19 protein-coding genes and 1 pseudogene are annotated in these 15,093 nt (G+C 36.0%); 15 read left to right on the top strand and 5 right to left on the bottom strand.

The genetic code is table 11. The features are described from left to right. Positions 1-116: 116 nt before the first annotated feature. Complete coding sequence (locus tag ACFCYJ_RS22585) at positions 117-1,301, bottom strand: MFS transporter (RefSeq protein WP_376077299.1); 1,185 nt, start codon at positions 1,299-1,301, stop codon at positions 117-119. Positions 1,302-1,411: 110 nt separating this feature from the next. Between ACFCYJ_RS22585 and ACFCYJ_RS22580 the strand changes: the two genes are divergently transcribed. Next, positions 1,412-1,795, top strand: a complete 384-nt coding sequence (locus ACFCYJ_RS22580; protein WP_197143893.1) for a winged helix-turn-helix transcriptional regulator — start codon at positions 1,412-1,414, stop codon at positions 1,793-1,795. Between the two features lie 82 nt (positions 1,796-1,877). Here ACFCYJ_RS22580 and ACFCYJ_RS22575 read toward each other — a convergent pair whose 3' ends face one another. Beyond that, positions 1,878-2,723, bottom strand: coding sequence for an aldo/keto reductase (locus tag ACFCYJ_RS22575; protein WP_376077296.1), 846 nt, complete (start codon positions 2,721-2,723; stop codon positions 1,878-1,880). Between the two features lie 207 nt (positions 2,724-2,930). Here ACFCYJ_RS22575 and ACFCYJ_RS22570 point away from each other — a divergent pair, with 207 nt between their 5' ends. The 4 genes from ACFCYJ_RS22570 to ACFCYJ_RS22555 all read left to right on the top strand — a co-directional run bounded on the left by ACFCYJ_RS22570 (position 2,931) and on the right by ACFCYJ_RS22555 (position 6,663). Continuing rightward, positions 2,931-3,758, top strand: coding sequence for a GNAT family N-acetyltransferase (locus ACFCYJ_RS22570; protein WP_376077293.1), 828 nt, complete (start codon positions 2,931-2,933; stop codon positions 3,756-3,758). 78 nt (positions 3,759-3,836) lie between these two features. Next, a complete protein-coding gene (locus ACFCYJ_RS22565; RefSeq protein WP_376077291.1) occupies positions 3,837-4,280 on the top strand; it encodes a VOC family protein in 444 nt (147 codons plus the stop codon). Positions 4,281-4,636: 356 nt separating this feature from the next. Further along, positions 4,637-5,305: a response regulator transcription factor gene (locus ACFCYJ_RS22560; RefSeq protein WP_376077288.1), complete on the top strand. Its 669-nt coding sequence runs from the start codon at positions 4,637-4,639 to the stop codon at positions 5,303-5,305. Then, positions 5,302-6,663 carry a HAMP domain-containing sensor histidine kinase gene (locus tag ACFCYJ_RS22555; protein ID WP_376077285.1) on the top strand — a complete coding sequence of 454 codons (1,362 nt, stop codon included), beginning with the start codon at positions 5,302-5,304 and terminating at the stop codon, positions 6,661-6,663. The genes ACFCYJ_RS22560 and ACFCYJ_RS22555 overlap by 4 nt, the downstream gene beginning before the upstream one ends. Before the next feature lie 68 nt (positions 6,664-6,731). Here ACFCYJ_RS22555 and ACFCYJ_RS22550 read toward each other — a convergent pair whose 3' ends face one another. Further along, positions 6,732-6,935 (bottom strand): hypothetical protein, encoded by a 204-nt coding sequence (locus ACFCYJ_RS22550; protein ID WP_376077282.1) that lies wholly within the window; start codon positions 6,933-6,935, stop codon positions 6,732-6,734. Between ACFCYJ_RS22550 and ACFCYJ_RS22545 the strand changes: the two genes are divergently transcribed. The 6 genes from ACFCYJ_RS22545 (at position 6,922) to ACFCYJ_RS22520 (ending at position 11,194) form a co-directional block, all read left to right on the top strand. Beyond that, positions 6,922-7,092 (top strand): hypothetical protein, encoded by a 171-nt coding sequence (locus tag ACFCYJ_RS22545; RefSeq protein ID WP_376077280.1) that lies wholly within the window; start codon positions 6,922-6,924, stop codon positions 7,090-7,092. The two genes, ACFCYJ_RS22550 and ACFCYJ_RS22545, sit on opposite strands and share 14 nt — an antisense overlap. Before the next feature lie 70 nt (positions 7,093-7,162). Next, the gene (locus ACFCYJ_RS22540; protein WP_376077278.1) at positions 7,163-8,074 is read left to right on the top strand and encodes an ABC transporter ATP-binding protein; all 912 of its coding nucleotides are present in this window, start codon (positions 7,163-7,165) and stop codon (positions 8,072-8,074) included. Further along, entirely contained in the window at positions 8,071-8,781 is a 711-nt protein-coding gene (locus tag ACFCYJ_RS22535) for an ABC transporter permease (protein ID WP_376077276.1), read from the top strand. Before ACFCYJ_RS22540 ends, ACFCYJ_RS22535 begins: the two co-directional genes overlap by 4 nt. Further along, complete coding sequence (locus tag ACFCYJ_RS22530) at positions 8,782-9,519, top strand: ABC transporter permease (protein ID WP_376077274.1); 738 nt, start codon at positions 8,782-8,784, stop codon at positions 9,517-9,519. 84 nt (positions 9,520-9,603) lie between these two features. Continuing rightward, positions 9,604-10,866 carry an erythromycin esterase family protein gene (locus tag ACFCYJ_RS22525; protein WP_376077271.1) on the top strand — a complete coding sequence of 421 codons (1,263 nt, stop codon included), beginning with the start codon at positions 9,604-9,606 and terminating at the stop codon, positions 10,864-10,866. 169 nt (positions 10,867-11,035) lie between these two features. Further along, on the top strand, positions 11,036-11,194 hold the full coding sequence (locus ACFCYJ_RS22520; protein WP_376077268.1) for a DUF1540 domain-containing protein: 159 nt from the start codon (positions 11,036-11,038) through the stop codon (positions 11,192-11,194). Positions 11,195-11,240: 46 nt separating this feature from the next. Here the strand turns inward: ACFCYJ_RS22520 and ACFCYJ_RS22515 are convergent, their stop codons facing one another. Then, positions 11,241-11,486, bottom strand: coding sequence for a group-specific protein (locus ACFCYJ_RS22515; protein WP_376077266.1), 246 nt, complete (start codon positions 11,484-11,486; stop codon positions 11,241-11,243). A gap of 80 nt (positions 11,487-11,566) precedes the next feature. Next, on the bottom strand, positions 11,567-12,904 hold the full coding sequence (locus ACFCYJ_RS22510; protein WP_376077263.1) for an aminotransferase-like domain-containing protein: 1,338 nt from the start codon (positions 12,902-12,904) through the stop codon (positions 11,567-11,569). A gap of 115 nt (positions 12,905-13,019) precedes the next feature. Between ACFCYJ_RS22510 and ACFCYJ_RS22505 the strand changes: the two genes are divergently transcribed. The 4 genes and pseudogenes from ACFCYJ_RS22505 to ACFCYJ_RS22490 form a co-directional block, all read left to right on the top strand. Continuing rightward, positions 13,020-13,931, top strand: coding sequence for a DMT family transporter (locus tag ACFCYJ_RS22505; protein ID WP_376077261.1), 912 nt, complete (start codon positions 13,020-13,022; stop codon positions 13,929-13,931). Then, positions 13,928-14,065, top strand: coding sequence for a hypothetical protein (locus ACFCYJ_RS22500; protein WP_376077259.1), 138 nt, complete (start codon positions 13,928-13,930; stop codon positions 14,063-14,065). Before ACFCYJ_RS22505 ends, ACFCYJ_RS22500 begins: the two co-directional genes overlap by 4 nt. A gap of 158 nt (positions 14,066-14,223) precedes the next feature. Next, positions 14,224-14,589 (top strand): EamA family transporter, encoded by a 366-nt coding sequence (locus ACFCYJ_RS22495; protein ID WP_376077381.1) that lies wholly within the window; start codon positions 14,224-14,226, stop codon positions 14,587-14,589. Positions 14,590-14,615: 26 nt separating this feature from the next. Further along, positions 14,616-15,093, top strand: a pseudogene (locus ACFCYJ_RS22490) (hypothetical protein); the annotation flags it as partial.

Genomic DNA, 15,093 nt, shown 5'->3' with positions numbered 1-15,093 from the left:
CTTTCGCACAGAGCAAAGCTTCCTGTGGGCATACGATGAGCCGCTTCGCTCCAGGGTCTCGTCTGCCCAAGGAGTCGCCCGTAGTTGATAAAAACTGAAATTGTTCCGATAAATCTTCAAAGTTTGTTTCTATCAAAGATTAACCACAGGAAAGTAGTAGCTGCGGCAAGCATCACCAAACCAAATCCGTAAATAGGAGTATGCGCTAATGATTGGTGGCGAACGATGATTCCTCCAATGTATGATCCTAGAAAAATACCAATGTTAAAGGCCGAAATATTTAATGCTGAAGCCATTGAAATAGCTGATGGTATATATTTTTCTGAAAGCTGAACGGCATAAAGCTGTAATCCCGGTACATTCATAAACATAAATAGCCCCATCATAAAGACCATTATTAATCCAACGATTGATGATTCTAAAAAGAAGTTGATGCCGAGTAGTGCTAATGCTAAGCCTATAAAGATAATAAAGATAGAACGTAAAGGGTTATTATTCGCAAAACGACCACCTAATGTATTACCGATGGCAACACAAATACCGTATACAACTAAGATCACGACTATTGCTTTTGGTGAGTAGCCCATATACTGCTCTAAAATAGGAGAAACATAGGTGTATACTACGAATGCGCCACCATACCCAATTGCAGTAATAAAGAGGATTAATAACATTCGTATATTCCCTAATACTTTACCAATATCTCGAATGGATATTGGATTACCTTTCGATAAGTGACTTGGCACAAGCAGGGCATTACTAATTAATCCAATAATACCTATGATCACAATGAAAATGAACGACATTCGCCAATCAGTTACTTGTCCAATAAAAGTTCCTAGTGGGACACCAGTCACAGTAGCTAATGTTAGTCCTGTAAACATAAAAGCTATTGCACTTGCTCGTTTATTAGGTGCTACAACATCTGCAGCGATAACAGTGGCAATGGACATAAACACACCATGTGCTAATGCTGAAATAACACGCCCAGTTAGTAGTAATGAGAATGAGGGTGCTAAGGCTGCAAGTAAATTACCGATAATAAACAGCACCATAACGAGCAGTAACACATTTTTGCGACTAAGGCGCGATGTTAAGGCTGTTAAAAGCGGTGCACCAATAGTTACACCTAGTGCATATATGGATACGGTTAAACCCGCGGTACTTAATGTTATATCAAAATCTTCTGTAATTAATGGAAGTAGTCCGACGCTTATAAATTCTGTAGAGCCGATACCAAATGCACTGATCGCAAGTGCAAGTAATGTTAGTTTGGCATTCGGCACTTTTGTATCTTTCATTCTATTAATAACTCCTTTGATTTTTTGTATAGTATATAGTAATATTCATACATACCTAAAAGTTATATAGGGTACTTTTAGTTACTTTTGAATATTACAGGGGGTTTACAATGAAAAAAGTTTATAATATTGGTGTTGAAGCCACTCTTGAAGTCATTGGGGGCAAATGGAAACCTATTATTCTTTGTCATCTTAACCACCATGGTAAGATTCGTACGAATGAATTTCGCCGATTGATTCCAGGTATTTCACAAAAAATGCTAACAAGCCAATTACGTGAATTAGAGCAGTCTGGATTAATTAATCGCAAGGTTTTCAATCAAGTACCGCCAAAAGTTGAATATTCGCTAACACCATATGGTCAAGAGATGGACCCTGTGCTGAACATGCTTTGCACTTGGGGTGAAAAACATATCGAAATGCTACAAGATCAAGGTGAAGATGTACTGATAATGCAACGTGATGAAGATATCGCAATAAAGCATACATCTTAAATAGATTGGAAAGAGACTGTCTAAAAAAGTTTTCTATACTAAGAAAATAAGACAGTCTCTTTCACGTTTACATAGCTATCGTTTACATAACAAAATCAAACTCATCTGGATTTGGTCCAACACGTTGATCTAGATTCATGGCGTTAATGATTGCCATCTCTTCATCAGTTAGTGTGAAATCAAAAATATCAGCGTTTTGAATCATACGTTCTTTGCGCACAGATTTTGGAATTGTGACGATACCATTTTGAATATCCCAGCGCAAGATAACTTGAGGATTTGATTTCCCATATTTTTCAGCTATTGTTGAAATAGTTTCATTTTCAAGAAGTCCGCCTTGCATTAATGGTGCCCAAGCTTCCATTTGGATATTGTGCTCTTCGCAGAATGAACGTACCTCAGTTTGTTGTAATCGTGGATGAAGTTCCACTTGGTTAATAACTGGTTTGATACGAGCTATTTTCAGAAGGGCTTGTAAATGTGACACATGGAAATTACATACGCCAATAGCTTTAATTTTCCCTTGATCGTATAAATCTTCGAGTGCTCTCCAAGCTTCTGCAAATTTATTTTTACCTGGCCAATGAATGAGATATAGGTCTAAATAATCTAGCCCTAATTTTTCTAAGCTGTCCTCGTATGCTGCAATTGTCTCTTCGTAGCTCAAGCCATCGTTCCATACTTTAGATGTAATAAATAAATCCTCACGTTTTAAACCAGTAGTTGCTAGTGCCTGACGAATACCTTCACCAACACCTGCTTCATTACCATAAATAGCGGCAGTATCGATACTACGGTAACCAACCTCAATCGCATTCTTCACCATTTCTGCTGTAACATCATTCTCTACTAGAAATACGCCTAGACCCATACCAGGCATTTGTAAGCCATTATTTAATGTAATTGTATCTTGTAAATGATTAATCATTTTTCTGTCCTCCGATTTTCGTTTGTGCTTTGTTGCTTTCTTATTATGCTTCCATGCCATTGCAAAAAAAAGTACGCACTTTTTAGTTTCATAGAAACGTGGAGGTAACTTTTGTGAGATATCAATGGTTCGCTGTAAGAAATTTTTATTAGTTTACGTGGTTCAACCTTCTATATGCGTTACAATTAATGGTAGAAAATTGAATCTTTGAAAAGAGTTGGTGAACGCATGGTAATAACAAAAAACTTGGCAAATCACTTAGAAAAGACCGAAATAAAGATGTTTGAATCAAGGCTGAATGCAATTAAGGAAATTCAGAACAATGCAATGGGAGTGGAGGTTGGTCAATTTGATGGTGCCTATGCTTTCACCGTTAAAAACATTCCCGGTCCCTCTTACAATGTGGTAAAGGGCGATAGTTTTAGTTCAGAGAATACCATAGATCAAATCCTTAGTTTTTATAAGGAAAGAGAAATACCAGCTCGTTTTGATTTAGCGCCACAATACGCAAATGCTATTTCACTACAAAAATTACATAACGCCGGTCTTTATCAGAGTGATTTTCATGCAACATTATATTGTGAGCTAAATGAAGAGATGGTAGGGAGAACAAAGGATTCGCCCATTAAGATAAGACAAATTAATGAAGCCGAATTTGATTGTTACGGAAATATCTATGTTGAAGGTTTTGGCATGCCAACATTTTTAGCAGAAAGTGTCACAGCAAATAATAAAGTTTTGTATGACAAGCCTGGTTGGTCGTTTTATATCGCTTCTCTTCAGGGTGAGGACGTTGGTATCGGCTCCTTGTATATAAATGATGGAACAGCCATATTAGCCGCATCTGCTGTAATGCCAAAAGCCCGTAGTCAAGGGATTCATCAAGCGTTAATACAGTTTCGTATTAACGAAGCTCTTCAACAAAATTGTAGTGTAATGATAGGTCACGCGAAATTTGCATCCATCAGCCAAAATAATATGGAGCGCTGTGGATTAAGAATGGCTACAAAAAGTATATGGACAGAAATAAAATAAACGGTTACTAAAGGTGGAAGGGGATTCAATGCTTGAAATAGAATAAGTAATTGAAACCTTTATAGAGGAGATGGATAGATGAATCGTTTAAATTTAATTACATTGGGTGTAAAAGATATGGTTGAGTCTCTTAGTTTTTACCGAGAGGGTCTAGGTTTTGAAGTAATTGTGTATGGTGAGGAAACAAATCCGGATGTTATTTTCTTTAATAATGGAGGGACAAAAATCTCACTGTTTCCGATTGACCGTTTAGTAAAAGATATTAATGAAGCAAATCCACCGGCTATGGGCGATGGCTTTAACGGGATTACGCTTGCTTATAACGGAAAGTCCAAAGAAGAAGTCGATCAAGTGTTTGAATTAGCTAAAAAGGCCGGAGCGAAAATTGTGAAAGAGCCGGAGACTGTATTCTGGGGAGGCTATAGTGGCTATTTTCAAGACCCAAACGGCTACTATTGGGAAGTTGCTTATGGGGAAATGTGGCAGTTTGATGAAAATGATATGTTGATTATTAAAAAATAACTGAAAAGATAGACGTATTTGGGGAATCCAAATACGTTTTTTGATGGTTAGCTTGTTTTATCGAGAAATAATTTGATTTTATCGATGGACTTTTAAAGTTATCACCCAACTTTTTGATTTTATTACCCAACTTTTAAAATTTATCGCCCAACTTTTTAGTTTTATTACCCAACTTTTAAAATTTATCACCTAACTTTTTAATTTTATCGACATACCCAGCTTTAGATGTGATTTATTAAATGACTCTCTCACTTTACGGACAATGATTGAGTACAAATCTATGAAATCGTATAATACGAATATGTTTCGGAATAACATTTATTTCTAAAATTTAGCGTAGATTGGGAGGATTACCATTGTATCGCATATTGTACATAGAAGACGAAAAAGAGATTGGTCAATGGGTGACAAAGGATTTAACGGAAAGAGGATACGAGGTTACATGGCTCGAATCCGGGGAAGAGGTCGATCAGCATATAGCTTTTAAGGATATTGCTATATTGGATGTGATGCTGCCAGGCTTAGATGGCTTTTCAATTGGCAAAAGAATTAAGCGAGAAAATAAAGAAATCCCGATTTTAATGCTGTCAGCACGAACAGCTGTAGAAGATAAAATAGAGGGCCTTAACTTCGCAGATGATTATTTAACGAAGCCATTCCACCCAGATGAACTTATAGCTCGTGTGGAGGTTTTACTAAGAAGATATCAAAAGAATGATGATGTTTTAGATCTACAGCATTTAAAAATTTATACGAAAGATATGCGGATTATCAACAAGCAGACGGATGAAGAAATTCAATTAACAGGTAAGCAATTCTATCTATTACAGTATTTTATTCGCCACTTAAATCAAATTTTAACGAAGGAACAGCTTTATGAAGGTGTTTGGGGTGAAAGTTACATAGAAGGCGATAAAACATTAATGGTGCATATTCGATACTTAAGAGAAAAAATAGAAGTAAATCCAGCCAAGCCGACGATTATTGAAACTATACGCGGCATTGGATATAGGGTGAAACAATGAAATTTTTCCGATCTTTATTAGCAAAGTATATGCTTATAATACTGCTCGCTATTTCTATTGTTCAAATAGCCTATCTCGTCATACCTCTTTTTGTTTTAGGGATTGCCCAAAATGGACAAGATGATCTTTCGAATAGAGCAGAGATTGAGAGTAAAGTAGAGGGAAAATGGCATGCAGAGGCTAAAGGTATAAAAAATGTTACAGAGGAAGAAATTGTTCAGCACTTTGAAAGTTGGAAAAAACAATACCCTAAAGCATCTATGTTTTGGGTAAGCGAGGATGGTAGATTGCTCACAACATTGAATGTGACGGAGCAGTTGCCATCAAAATGGACACCAGCATTTACTACAAAATTTATAAAAGAGCGTTATGGGGGGGATCCATTTACCGTCATTGCCTTTTTAGGTGAGGATGAATCAAATGGGTTTATCGTTTTTGAGATTACTAAAGAAGTGTTTAAGCCACCAATTAGGAATGTTTATGAAAAATATGGAGCATTCGTATTTTTCGGTGTTATTGCGATTATTTTATTTTACATTATAGTCTCTTTTTTATTTTTCAGAGGGATTCGAAAACGGCTATTGCACCTTCAGGAGGCAATGGAAATTCGAGATGTAGACGGGTTACCTATTGAAACGAAGGTCAAGAAGAAGGACGAAATTGGTCAGCTAGAACAAAGCTTTAATCGTATGGTGTGCGAGCTTAGGGAGAGTAAAAATCGTGAGCAGAAAGAAGAACAGCTAAGACGTGAATTGATTGCTAATTTATCACATGACTTACGAACACCATTAACGAAAATACGAGCACAATCATATTCAGTTAGTAAAGAGGTATTATCAGAGGATGGAAAGCAAGCGATTAAGGCAATGGAAACGTCGATTGATAATATTGACGCTTTAATAGAAAATTTAATGTCCTATACATTGCTGACGGCTAGTAAATATAAATTTGAGGCGAAAGATATCAACGTTATTCGTTTTGTGCGTGAGCAAATGACTACATGGTATCCGGTGTTTGAAAAGGAAGGCTTTGAAATCGATATTGAGATACATCCATTTGAAAAAAATGAATGGCAAATTGATCCGATTTGGCTTGGGCGTATATTCGATAATTTATTTCAAAATATTTTACGTCATGCGAGTAGCGGGAAATATGTTGGTGTGGAAACCGAATCGACGGAGCACTATGACGCATTTATCATAAAGGATCATGGAAACGGAATGAAAAATGAATCCAATGCTAAAGGCGCTGGTATCGGTTTATCTATAGTCGATATCATGGTGAAGGGCATGAATTTAGACTGGGATATTGAGTCTAGCGAATCCGGAACCAAGATTAAAATTAAACACTACAAATAGAATAATTCGTGAAGCATGTTAAGGCATGCTTCATTTCAGTAATTGTCCAAACAGTATGCCAGCAAAGCTTATGGCATGCTGTTTTTTTGATTCATAATCCATGCAGATTCATATGGAAAAGCATAGAGCCTTACCATAGCGTGGGATTTCCGCCCGACTGGGCGCTTTGTTGTTGTTGCTGCTTCGCTTTCGCACAGATAAAACATTTGCCGCTGACGCTTCGCTTTCGCGCAGAGCAGAGCTTCCTGGGGGCGTCCGATGAGCCGCTTCACTCGCGTTGCTCGCTCCAGGGTCTCGGGCCAACACGATGTTGGTCACGAAGGCGTTATCACAGGACGTGATGTTTTTAGCCTTCGTTCCTCTATTGCTGATCCCCAAGGAGTCGACCAGTCTCCAATCCAATCAACTTATATAAAGTGTCTTTTTTAAACAAAATTTAAACTTGAACCTTACCTGTTTTTAACCTTCATTGCTTATGATAATTACAGAGGTGAGGACAATGGAATATATCATACAAACAGAAAATTTATCAAAGCGCTTTGGTAAAGAGCAAGCTGTATCAAATATAAATTTAAAAATACGCAAAGGTGAAATATACGGATTTTTAGGACCGAATGGAGCGGGGAAAACTACGACGATTCGTATGCTTCTTGGATTAATGAAGCCAACTTCTGGGACCATTAAAATCTTCCAAAAAGATTTAACGAAGGAACGAATTAATATTTTAGCAAAGGTTGGTTCATTAGTAGAGAATCCTTCTTATTATCCACATTTGACGGCCTATGAAAATTTAGAAGCGTTAAGAAAAATTTTAGGCGTACCGAAGTCACGCATCGATGAAGTATTAGAAATTGTTCGTTTGAAGGATGCTGCAGATAAAAAAGTTAAAGGCTTTTCTCTTGGGATGAAGCAGCGTTTAGGTATTGCTTCGTCCCTGTTACATAATCCTGAATTACTTATATTAGATGAGCCAACGAATGGTCTTGATCCATCTGGTATTATCGAAATCCGTAATTTGATTAAACGACTACCTGCAGAATATGGAATGACGATTATTATTTCAAGCCATCTATTATCTGAAATAGATCAAATGGCTACGCAAGTGGGCATTGTGACAAAGGGGAAAATGATTTTCCAAGATTCAATTGAAGCAATGCGTAGATTTGCTCAGCCAAAGGTAGTAATTAAGGTGAGTGATAGTGAAAAGGGCTGGCGTTCACTAGTTGCCAATGGCATTAAGGCAGAACATAAGGATGACCTCATTTTATTTGATGAATGCTCAGACGAAAAGGTAGCACATATTGTACAAATCCTTGTACAAGAAGGTATTTCGGTTTATCGAGTAGAGGAAGAGAAACGATCATTAGAGGAGATCTTCCTTCAAATGACAACAGGAGAGCAAGCGCTATGATAGGAAAACTGTTAACTTCTGACTTTTTGAAAATTAAACGCAAAGGATTATGGTTTTTAACAGCTTTAGGACCAATAGGTGTTGTTGCTCTACAAATGGTGAACTATGGCGTAAGGAAGGACTATTTGTTAGAGCAAAGCGAGGACGATTGGGGTTTCTATTTATTAAATGTTCATTCATTTACACCACTTGCTATCGTATTAGGGATTGCTATTTTAACTTCATTTATGGCGAGCATTGAAAATGAAACGAACGCTTGGAAGCAATTAATTGCACTACCTGTGTCTAAATTAACGGTGTATTTATCAAAGTTCACGATTCTAGCGATTTTACTGTTTTTGTCTTCCACGATTTTAATGTTAATGACACTGGCTTACGGAATCTTTTTAGATTTAGGCGATAGCACACCCTATACGGAAATTGCTAAATTTGCTTACTATCCATACTTTGCAGCGTTGCCAATATTGGCACTGCAGCTTTGGATTGCGAGTGTTTGTCATAATCAGGGGATCCCAATTACAGTAGGTATTTTCGGTGTGATTTTTGCCTATTCCTCATATGTATTACCTGATTGGATGATTTGGAAATGGCCATCTTTAATGAATCGATGGGATGAACCTGTTATTAATGTCATGCTTGGAATAGGCATTGGTATTTTACTGTATATTATCGGAATGATAGATTTTGCTAGAAGGGATGTAAAGTAAATGTGGTCTATACTGAGCGCTGAATGGTTTAAATTGAGAAAATCAAAAATGGTGCCAATCATTTTAGCAGGACCGATAATCGGACTTTTTATCGGATTAACATCAAATATGGAATCTAATATGCAAGGTATTGATGTGAATCATTGGTACATTTCTTTGTTTTCAATGAATTTAACGTACGCATTATTGTTTCTACCTTTAATTGCAGGGGTATTTGCAAGTCTTATTTGTAGATATGAGCATCAATCTGGTGGTTGGAAACAGCTTCTAGCATTACCGGTGACAAGAGGAAGAGTATTTGCTGCAAAATATGTGTTAATTATGATTCTTATGATGGCGATGCAATTATTATATTTATGTTCTATATTTGCTGTAGGCATGATAAAGGGCTATACAGATCCTTTCCCGATGGAAATTGTTTGGAAGAGCATTATCGGAGGATGGGTAGCGACATTGCCACTAGTGGCCTTGCAGTTGTGGATGTCTATTATGTTTAAAAGCTTCGCTGCTCCATTTGCTGTTAATGTAATTTTTACTTTACCTTCTATATTAGCAATCAATTCAAAAACTATCGGACCCTACTATCCATGGGCTCAACCATTCTCAATGATGTATGTAGGCGGCAATACGGATGATGTATTCTTCGTAACTTGGGATCAATTATTAACAGTTGTAGGAGGAGGGTTCATACTGTTTTTCCTTGGAGGGTATTTATATTTCCAACGAAAAGCTGTATAAAGTGAACTTTAATCAGTGGGGATTTTCATCCCGCTGATTATTAGTCTTTACCAATCGGGTAACTTTTAAGGGAGATTTTTATAAATGGTATTTGTTAAAAAGAGTTTTTTATTAATTTCAGCACTATTTCTTTTATTATCTCTAGCGGGCTGTGGGCAGGGAGAAGCCATTAAGGATGCTACAAAATATACATCTGCGGTTGAGGATATCGATATTCCAAATGATGTGAAAGTAATTGGTTTTGGTGAAGCGACACATGGAAACGTTGAATTCCAAACATTAAAGAAGGATGTTTTTCAGGCTCTAATTAAAAATGAAAAAGTTCATGTTTTTGTATTAGAAGGTGACTTTGGTGGCGCTCAGCAAATTAATCAGTTTATTTTAAATGGTACTGGCACAGCTGAGGAAGCGGTAAAAGCTTTGGATTATGGTATCTACAATACGGAGCAAATGATTGAGTTTGTACAATGGATGCATGATTATAATATGACTGCCGATGAGAAAGATAAAATTTATTTTTACGGTAACGATATGCAACGCTATGATTATAGTAAAAAAGGGTTACTAGATTATTACGAAGTGGTCAATAGTGAGAGTGCTAAGAAATATAAGGCACAGCTAAAAGATGTGACGAATAAAACAATGAGAGATTTGTCAACTAGTCAGCTAGAGGAGCTTGATAAAAATATTGATGCAATCATCAAGGATTTGCAAACTAATAAAGACTCTTATGAAAAGCAATCATCGAAAGAAGCTTATTTATTTGCTGCTCAATATGCACAAATCATCAAGCAACGCACGCAATTATTTTTAAATGACAGTAATTATATGAATCTGCGGGATGAATATTTAGCTAATAACTTACAATGGATTGTTGATTTTGAAGCGGCTCAAGGTCATGATAAAGTACTAATGTCTGCTCATAATGGACATATAGAGAAAACTTCTGCAAATGTGGCAGGATACAAATCTATGGGCCAATACTTAGACGAAGTGTATAAAGATGCGTACTTTGCTATTGGAACGGACTTTGTTAACAATACGTTTCAGGCACAAAATGGGTCTGGCGAAAGAAATGATTATACAATTGAGCATCATAATGCATTACTAGATGCTTTCAGCGAAGTGAAGGAAAATATATTCTACGTAGACTTTAAAAAAGTAAATGAATCTAAGGATTTAGCTGACATCGTAGCAAAAAAACAAAGAATGGGTAATATCGGAGATGACTTTAGTTTTTGGTATAAGATTACGCAGATGCTTTATACAATTAAAATGACACCTGCTGAGGCATATGATGGCATGATCATTGTGCAAGAGGCAACACCGACAAAAGTTATTGAATAATGCGCGAAAAAAATGCTATTACCTTCATGTAGGTAATAGCATTTTTTGGAATTATGGATGAGTTTCTTTACCAGAAGCCAGTAAACATCCATATACTTCTGTTTCATTACACCTTCTGTATTGAATACTTCAATTTTGTTAATGATAAAAAAGAGGAGGTGTTGAAACAATGGCACAAGAAATTCTTTGTGAAGTCAATAACTGTACATTTTGGAACTCTGGAAACAGATGTGGTGCAGAAAAAATCTATGTTGTAAGTCAAAAGGGACAACAGGCATCTAATAGTGAAGAAACAGATTGCAAAACTTTTAATCCTGGAACACATTAAATTTTTTGAGGGTAACCATATTAATGGTTACCCTCTTCCCATATCTTTATAAATAGACATCGACTTTTACCTTGCAAAATAAAAGCGCATGAGCATTTTTCACTTTTTCCTCTACATAATCTAATGAATACTTTCCATAGGAATCTGTTAAATCGCCAATGGCACGAGATAAATTATCAATAACAGGAATCAATGTTTCTAAGTGAGCAAGTTCTTCACCTTTATTCATTTCATCAGTAATTTCATGAGCAAGATGTTGAATCTTTCTTAGTCTCATTTTTTCCGAATGCATATAATCCTCCTTATTGAACCAAATGATGATGTCTAACTATATGTCTAGCACCAAATTTTCATGAATGAATCCTGTCCTATTTAAAAGTAGTTAGTAGGACTGCTAAGGGCGTGAGCAATTCCCTTTATACCGACATCAATTTTTTGGTCAGCAACATTCGAAACATTTAGTTTTAAAATTCGTTCTCGGTAAAAACCATTTAAATAATTACGATCAATTGTATCTAAATAAATGTCCTGCTGTGCTAAATGCTGTATAAGCATATTTGTATTGACCTCTCTTGGCAATACGATATGACTATGCATGCAACTTTCTGTTGATGCTAGATATTTTGGCAAATAAGTTTTAATGGATTGTTGAAGTATATTGGCTCGTATTGTATAGGCTTCGCTCACTTTCTTTTGGTAGCGTTCAAACATACCACTTTTTAAATATAGCTCTAGCGCTGCTTGTGAAATCATGGAACTATCAATATCTGTGGTATTTTTATGTTTCTGAAAACTATCAATGAATGCATTTGGTAATATAGCAAGTCCAATACGTAGGCCAGGGAACATAATTTTAGAGAAACTTTTTAAATATATAACGTGCTCCGTAGTATCATCTGTAAATAATGGATCATTTTTTGTGTTTTGATCGAAATCCGCTAAATAATCATCTTCAACGATATAAACATTATATTTATAGGCAAGCTTTCGAATATCATCCTTCTCTTTTTTACTAAAGGAAGTACCTAGAGGATTGTGCAGGCGTGGCATTGTATAAAAAAACTTAATGTCATGCTTCTTAAAAATAATTTCTAACTCTTCTAAATCTATGCCTTTTAATGTTCTTTTAATGCCCATTACTGGTATTTGATATGTTTTTAAATAATCCATGTATAGATGGTAACTAGGTTGCTCTACTAGAATTGTTGTCCGATTATTAGGAAATGGCATGACACTTAACAAGAAGAGAGACTGCTGTACACCAGAAGTGATAAAGATATTATCTTCCTTTGTGAATATTTGATACGATTCTAACAATTTTTTTGCTTCTATAATTAGCGAGGGTAATCCTTTTGCTGTGCCATATCGAAATAAGTCTGCTTGATATGTCTCAATAGCTTTATTAATACAATGCTGAAAATCCTTGTAGGGGAATGCATGCCAACTAGGTGATGATGTTGCAAAATCTATACAATTGTACTCTTGTGGCTTATCTGGGAGTTGATTGTCAACAACATAGTAACCACTTTTGGATAGAGCATAGATAAGATGCTGATCTTCCAGTTTCCTTAAGGCGGTCAAAATGGTGCTTTTACTACAAGAAAATTCTTGTGATAAATTACGAATAGAGGGGAGCTTTGCACCAGACTGTAGGGCACCTGTTTGTATTTGGTTCAATAGCTTGGAATAGATTAATTCATATTTAAGCATATACATCCTCCTACGCATCTGTATCGGTACAGATGTGTATTTTTTATATCGTGCGAGTCTTTACTTTTTATTACTATAGCTTTACCGGCCGGAATGAAGAGAAGGAGTACATTATATGACAGTGAAAAGAAAGGCGTATTTGGCAGCTATTATTTATGCTTTTGTCATTGGGCTTTCATTTATGTTTGTTAAAGTTACATTGACAGTGGCAAGCCCTATTGATACACTTGCACATCGATTTACTATCGCACTTATTGGTATTGTCTTTTGTATAGTCATTACACAGAATAAGTTAAAAATTAATAAACATGATATAGTCAAAATTCTACCTTTGGCACTATTATATCCGATAGCATTTTTTACTTTTCAGGTGCTTGGGCTCGCAAGAATTTCCTCGACAGAGGCTGGCATTATTCAAGCGACAATTCCTATTTTTACATTAGTGCTTGCAAGCGTACTTTTAAAGGAAAAAGCTACACGTGAACAACTTATTTTCATTAGTTTATCAGTATTTGGTGTTATCTATATGCTTTTTATGAACAATGGAAGTGCTAGCTCAGGAAATTTAATCGGTAGTGGATTTATATTACTGTCAGCTTGCGCGGCTTCGCTATATAACGTTTTAGCAAGAAAGCTTACAAAACAATATTCATTACTGACATTAACATATGTGATGACATTATGTGGGTTTGTTATTTTTAATGGAGTAGCAATTGGAAATCACTTAATAAATGGTACGCTTCTTCAATTTTTCAGACCATTTGTTCATGTAGATTTTGTTATAGCTATTTTATATTTAGGTATTCTATCCTCCCTCGTTACTTCCTACTTGTCAAATTATACTTTATCGATATTGGAAGCTTCCAAAATGAGTGTTTTTAGTAATTTTGCTACGCTTATTACAATACTTTCGGGTGTGATTTTTTTACAGGAAATATTTCATTTCTATCATTTGATTGGTGGGCTAGTCATTATTATTGGCGTGATAGGAACCAATTATTTTGGGCATAGGAGGGGAGCACAATGAGTAAATATATCCTTTTACTTTTAACTTCTTTCAGCAATGTTTTCTGTAGCGAAAGCAAAGCGTCAGCTACAAATGTCTTTTGTACCGAAAGCGTAGCGACAGGTACAGAAGTCTCCCACTTCTATAGGTGGTGAGATGAATGCGGATTTAAGCTACTTTTCAGTGGGGCCAAACACCTGCTGAAAGAAGTTAAAGCCTCCGGCGGATGTCACGGAATCGGAAAGGAGTGCTTTGTGCAAGCACAAAGCCGATTCCGGACGCAATTATGCCGAGGCATAATTGATTAAGCTGTATTTGGGGTTCTCAATTTTTCTTCGTAGCGCTAGTAACGAATGAGGTTGGAGCAGTTACCCTATCCTTGCTAAAAGCTATCATTGGTGCTCTATGTTTATCCTTCGTTAGTTTATTTTTAAAAAGAGAAAACAGCTCGACCGATGTCAAATTGTATGTTGGGATTGCTTTTTTTGAAGTAGTGTTACCTTTTATCCTTATAGCCCAAGGTCAAAAGTATGTATCAAGCAGTGTTGCATCTATGCTTATAGCTACAGTACCAATCATCACAGAATTGAGCTTCAGGAAGCCCACTTCTTCAGAGGTGGGAGGAATGAAGTGCTTTTTTCTTTATAGAACATATGTTTATGTTGTATATTGTGAATAATCAAAAAAAGAAAGGAGTGACGGGTAATGGCGAAAGGGAAGAAAGATTGTTTTGTTATAGAACTCAAGTTACTTATAGATACATGGCAAAAGGATATTCTATTAAAACGTTTTGAAATTGCCCGTACACTCTATAATACAACCTTGTCTTATGCAGTAAAAAAATATACTTTAATGCAAGAATCAAAACACTATCGAAAACAATTACGTTGCTACCAAAAAGCGAAAAAATCTAATGATTCAAAAGAATTGAAGCAGACCGCAAAAGAATTAGATATCATTCGTCAATCTTTTGGATTAAGTGAATATCAACTGCATGCGTATATTAAAAAGCATCAACATAACTATAAAAAACATATAGATAGCAATACTTCTCAGAAAATCGCCTCTACTGTCTGGAAAGCGGTTCGAGATGTTCTATTTAAAGGGAGCAAAGCACACTTTAAACGTTACGGAATGCTTCATTCTGTAGAAGGGAAATCTAATAAAGCGGGCATTCGATTTA

Origin of the sequence: Lysinibacillus sp. NPDC056232, assembly GCF_042267565.1 — a bacterium.
Classification (GTDB): domain Bacteria; phylum Bacillota; class Bacilli; order Bacillales_A; family Planococcaceae; genus Lysinibacillus.
The sequence above is the reverse complement of the archived record's forward strand: the minus strand, read 5'-3'. Positions and strand labels throughout refer to the sequence as shown.

Excerpts from the sequence above, each read along its gene's own strand:
- ACFCYJ_RS22555 (WP_376077285.1), top strand. The coding sequence starts at position 5,302 with ATGAAATTTTTCCGATCTTTATTAGCAAAGTATATGCTTATAATACTG.
- ACFCYJ_RS22565 (WP_376077291.1), top strand. The coding sequence starts at position 3,837 with ATGAATCGTTTAAATTTAATTACATTGGGTGTAAAAGATATGGTTGAG.
- ACFCYJ_RS22575 (WP_376077296.1), bottom strand. The coding sequence starts at position 2,723 with ATGATTAATCATTTACAAGATACAATTACATTAAATAATGGCTTACAA.
- ACFCYJ_RS22515 (WP_376077266.1), bottom strand. The coding sequence starts at position 11,486 with ATGCATTCGGAAAAAATGAGACTAAGAAAGATTCAACATCTTGCTCAT.
- ACFCYJ_RS22525 (WP_376077271.1), top strand. The coding sequence starts at position 9,604 with ATGGTATTTGTTAAAAAGAGTTTTTTATTAATTTCAGCACTATTTCTT.
- ACFCYJ_RS22585 (WP_376077299.1), bottom strand. The coding sequence starts at position 1,301 with ATGAAAGATACAAAAGTGCCGAATGCCAAACTAACATTACTTGCACTT.
- ACFCYJ_RS22580 (WP_197143893.1), top strand. The coding sequence starts at position 1,412 with ATGAAAAAAGTTTATAATATTGGTGTTGAAGCCACTCTTGAAGTCATT.
- ACFCYJ_RS22545 (WP_376077280.1), top strand. The coding sequence starts at position 6,922 with ATGAGCCGCTTCACTCGCGTTGCTCGCTCCAGGGTCTCGGGCCAACAC.
- ACFCYJ_RS22535 (WP_376077276.1), top strand. The coding sequence starts at position 8,071 with ATGATAGGAAAACTGTTAACTTCTGACTTTTTGAAAATTAAACGCAAA.
- ACFCYJ_RS22500 (WP_376077259.1), top strand. The coding sequence starts at position 13,928 with ATGAGTAAATATATCCTTTTACTTTTAACTTCTTTCAGCAATGTTTTC.
- ACFCYJ_RS22540 (WP_376077278.1), top strand. The coding sequence starts at position 7,163 with ATGGAATATATCATACAAACAGAAAATTTATCAAAGCGCTTTGGTAAA.
- ACFCYJ_RS22505 (WP_376077261.1), top strand. The coding sequence starts at position 13,020 with ATGACAGTGAAAAGAAAGGCGTATTTGGCAGCTATTATTTATGCTTTT.
- ACFCYJ_RS22520 (WP_376077268.1), top strand. The coding sequence starts at position 11,036 with ATGGCACAAGAAATTCTTTGTGAAGTCAATAACTGTACATTTTGGAAC.
- ACFCYJ_RS22530 (WP_376077274.1), top strand. The coding sequence starts at position 8,782 with ATGTGGTCTATACTGAGCGCTGAATGGTTTAAATTGAGAAAATCAAAA.
- ACFCYJ_RS22510 (WP_376077263.1), bottom strand. The coding sequence starts at position 12,904 with ATGCTTAAATATGAATTAATCTATTCCAAGCTATTGAACCAAATACAA.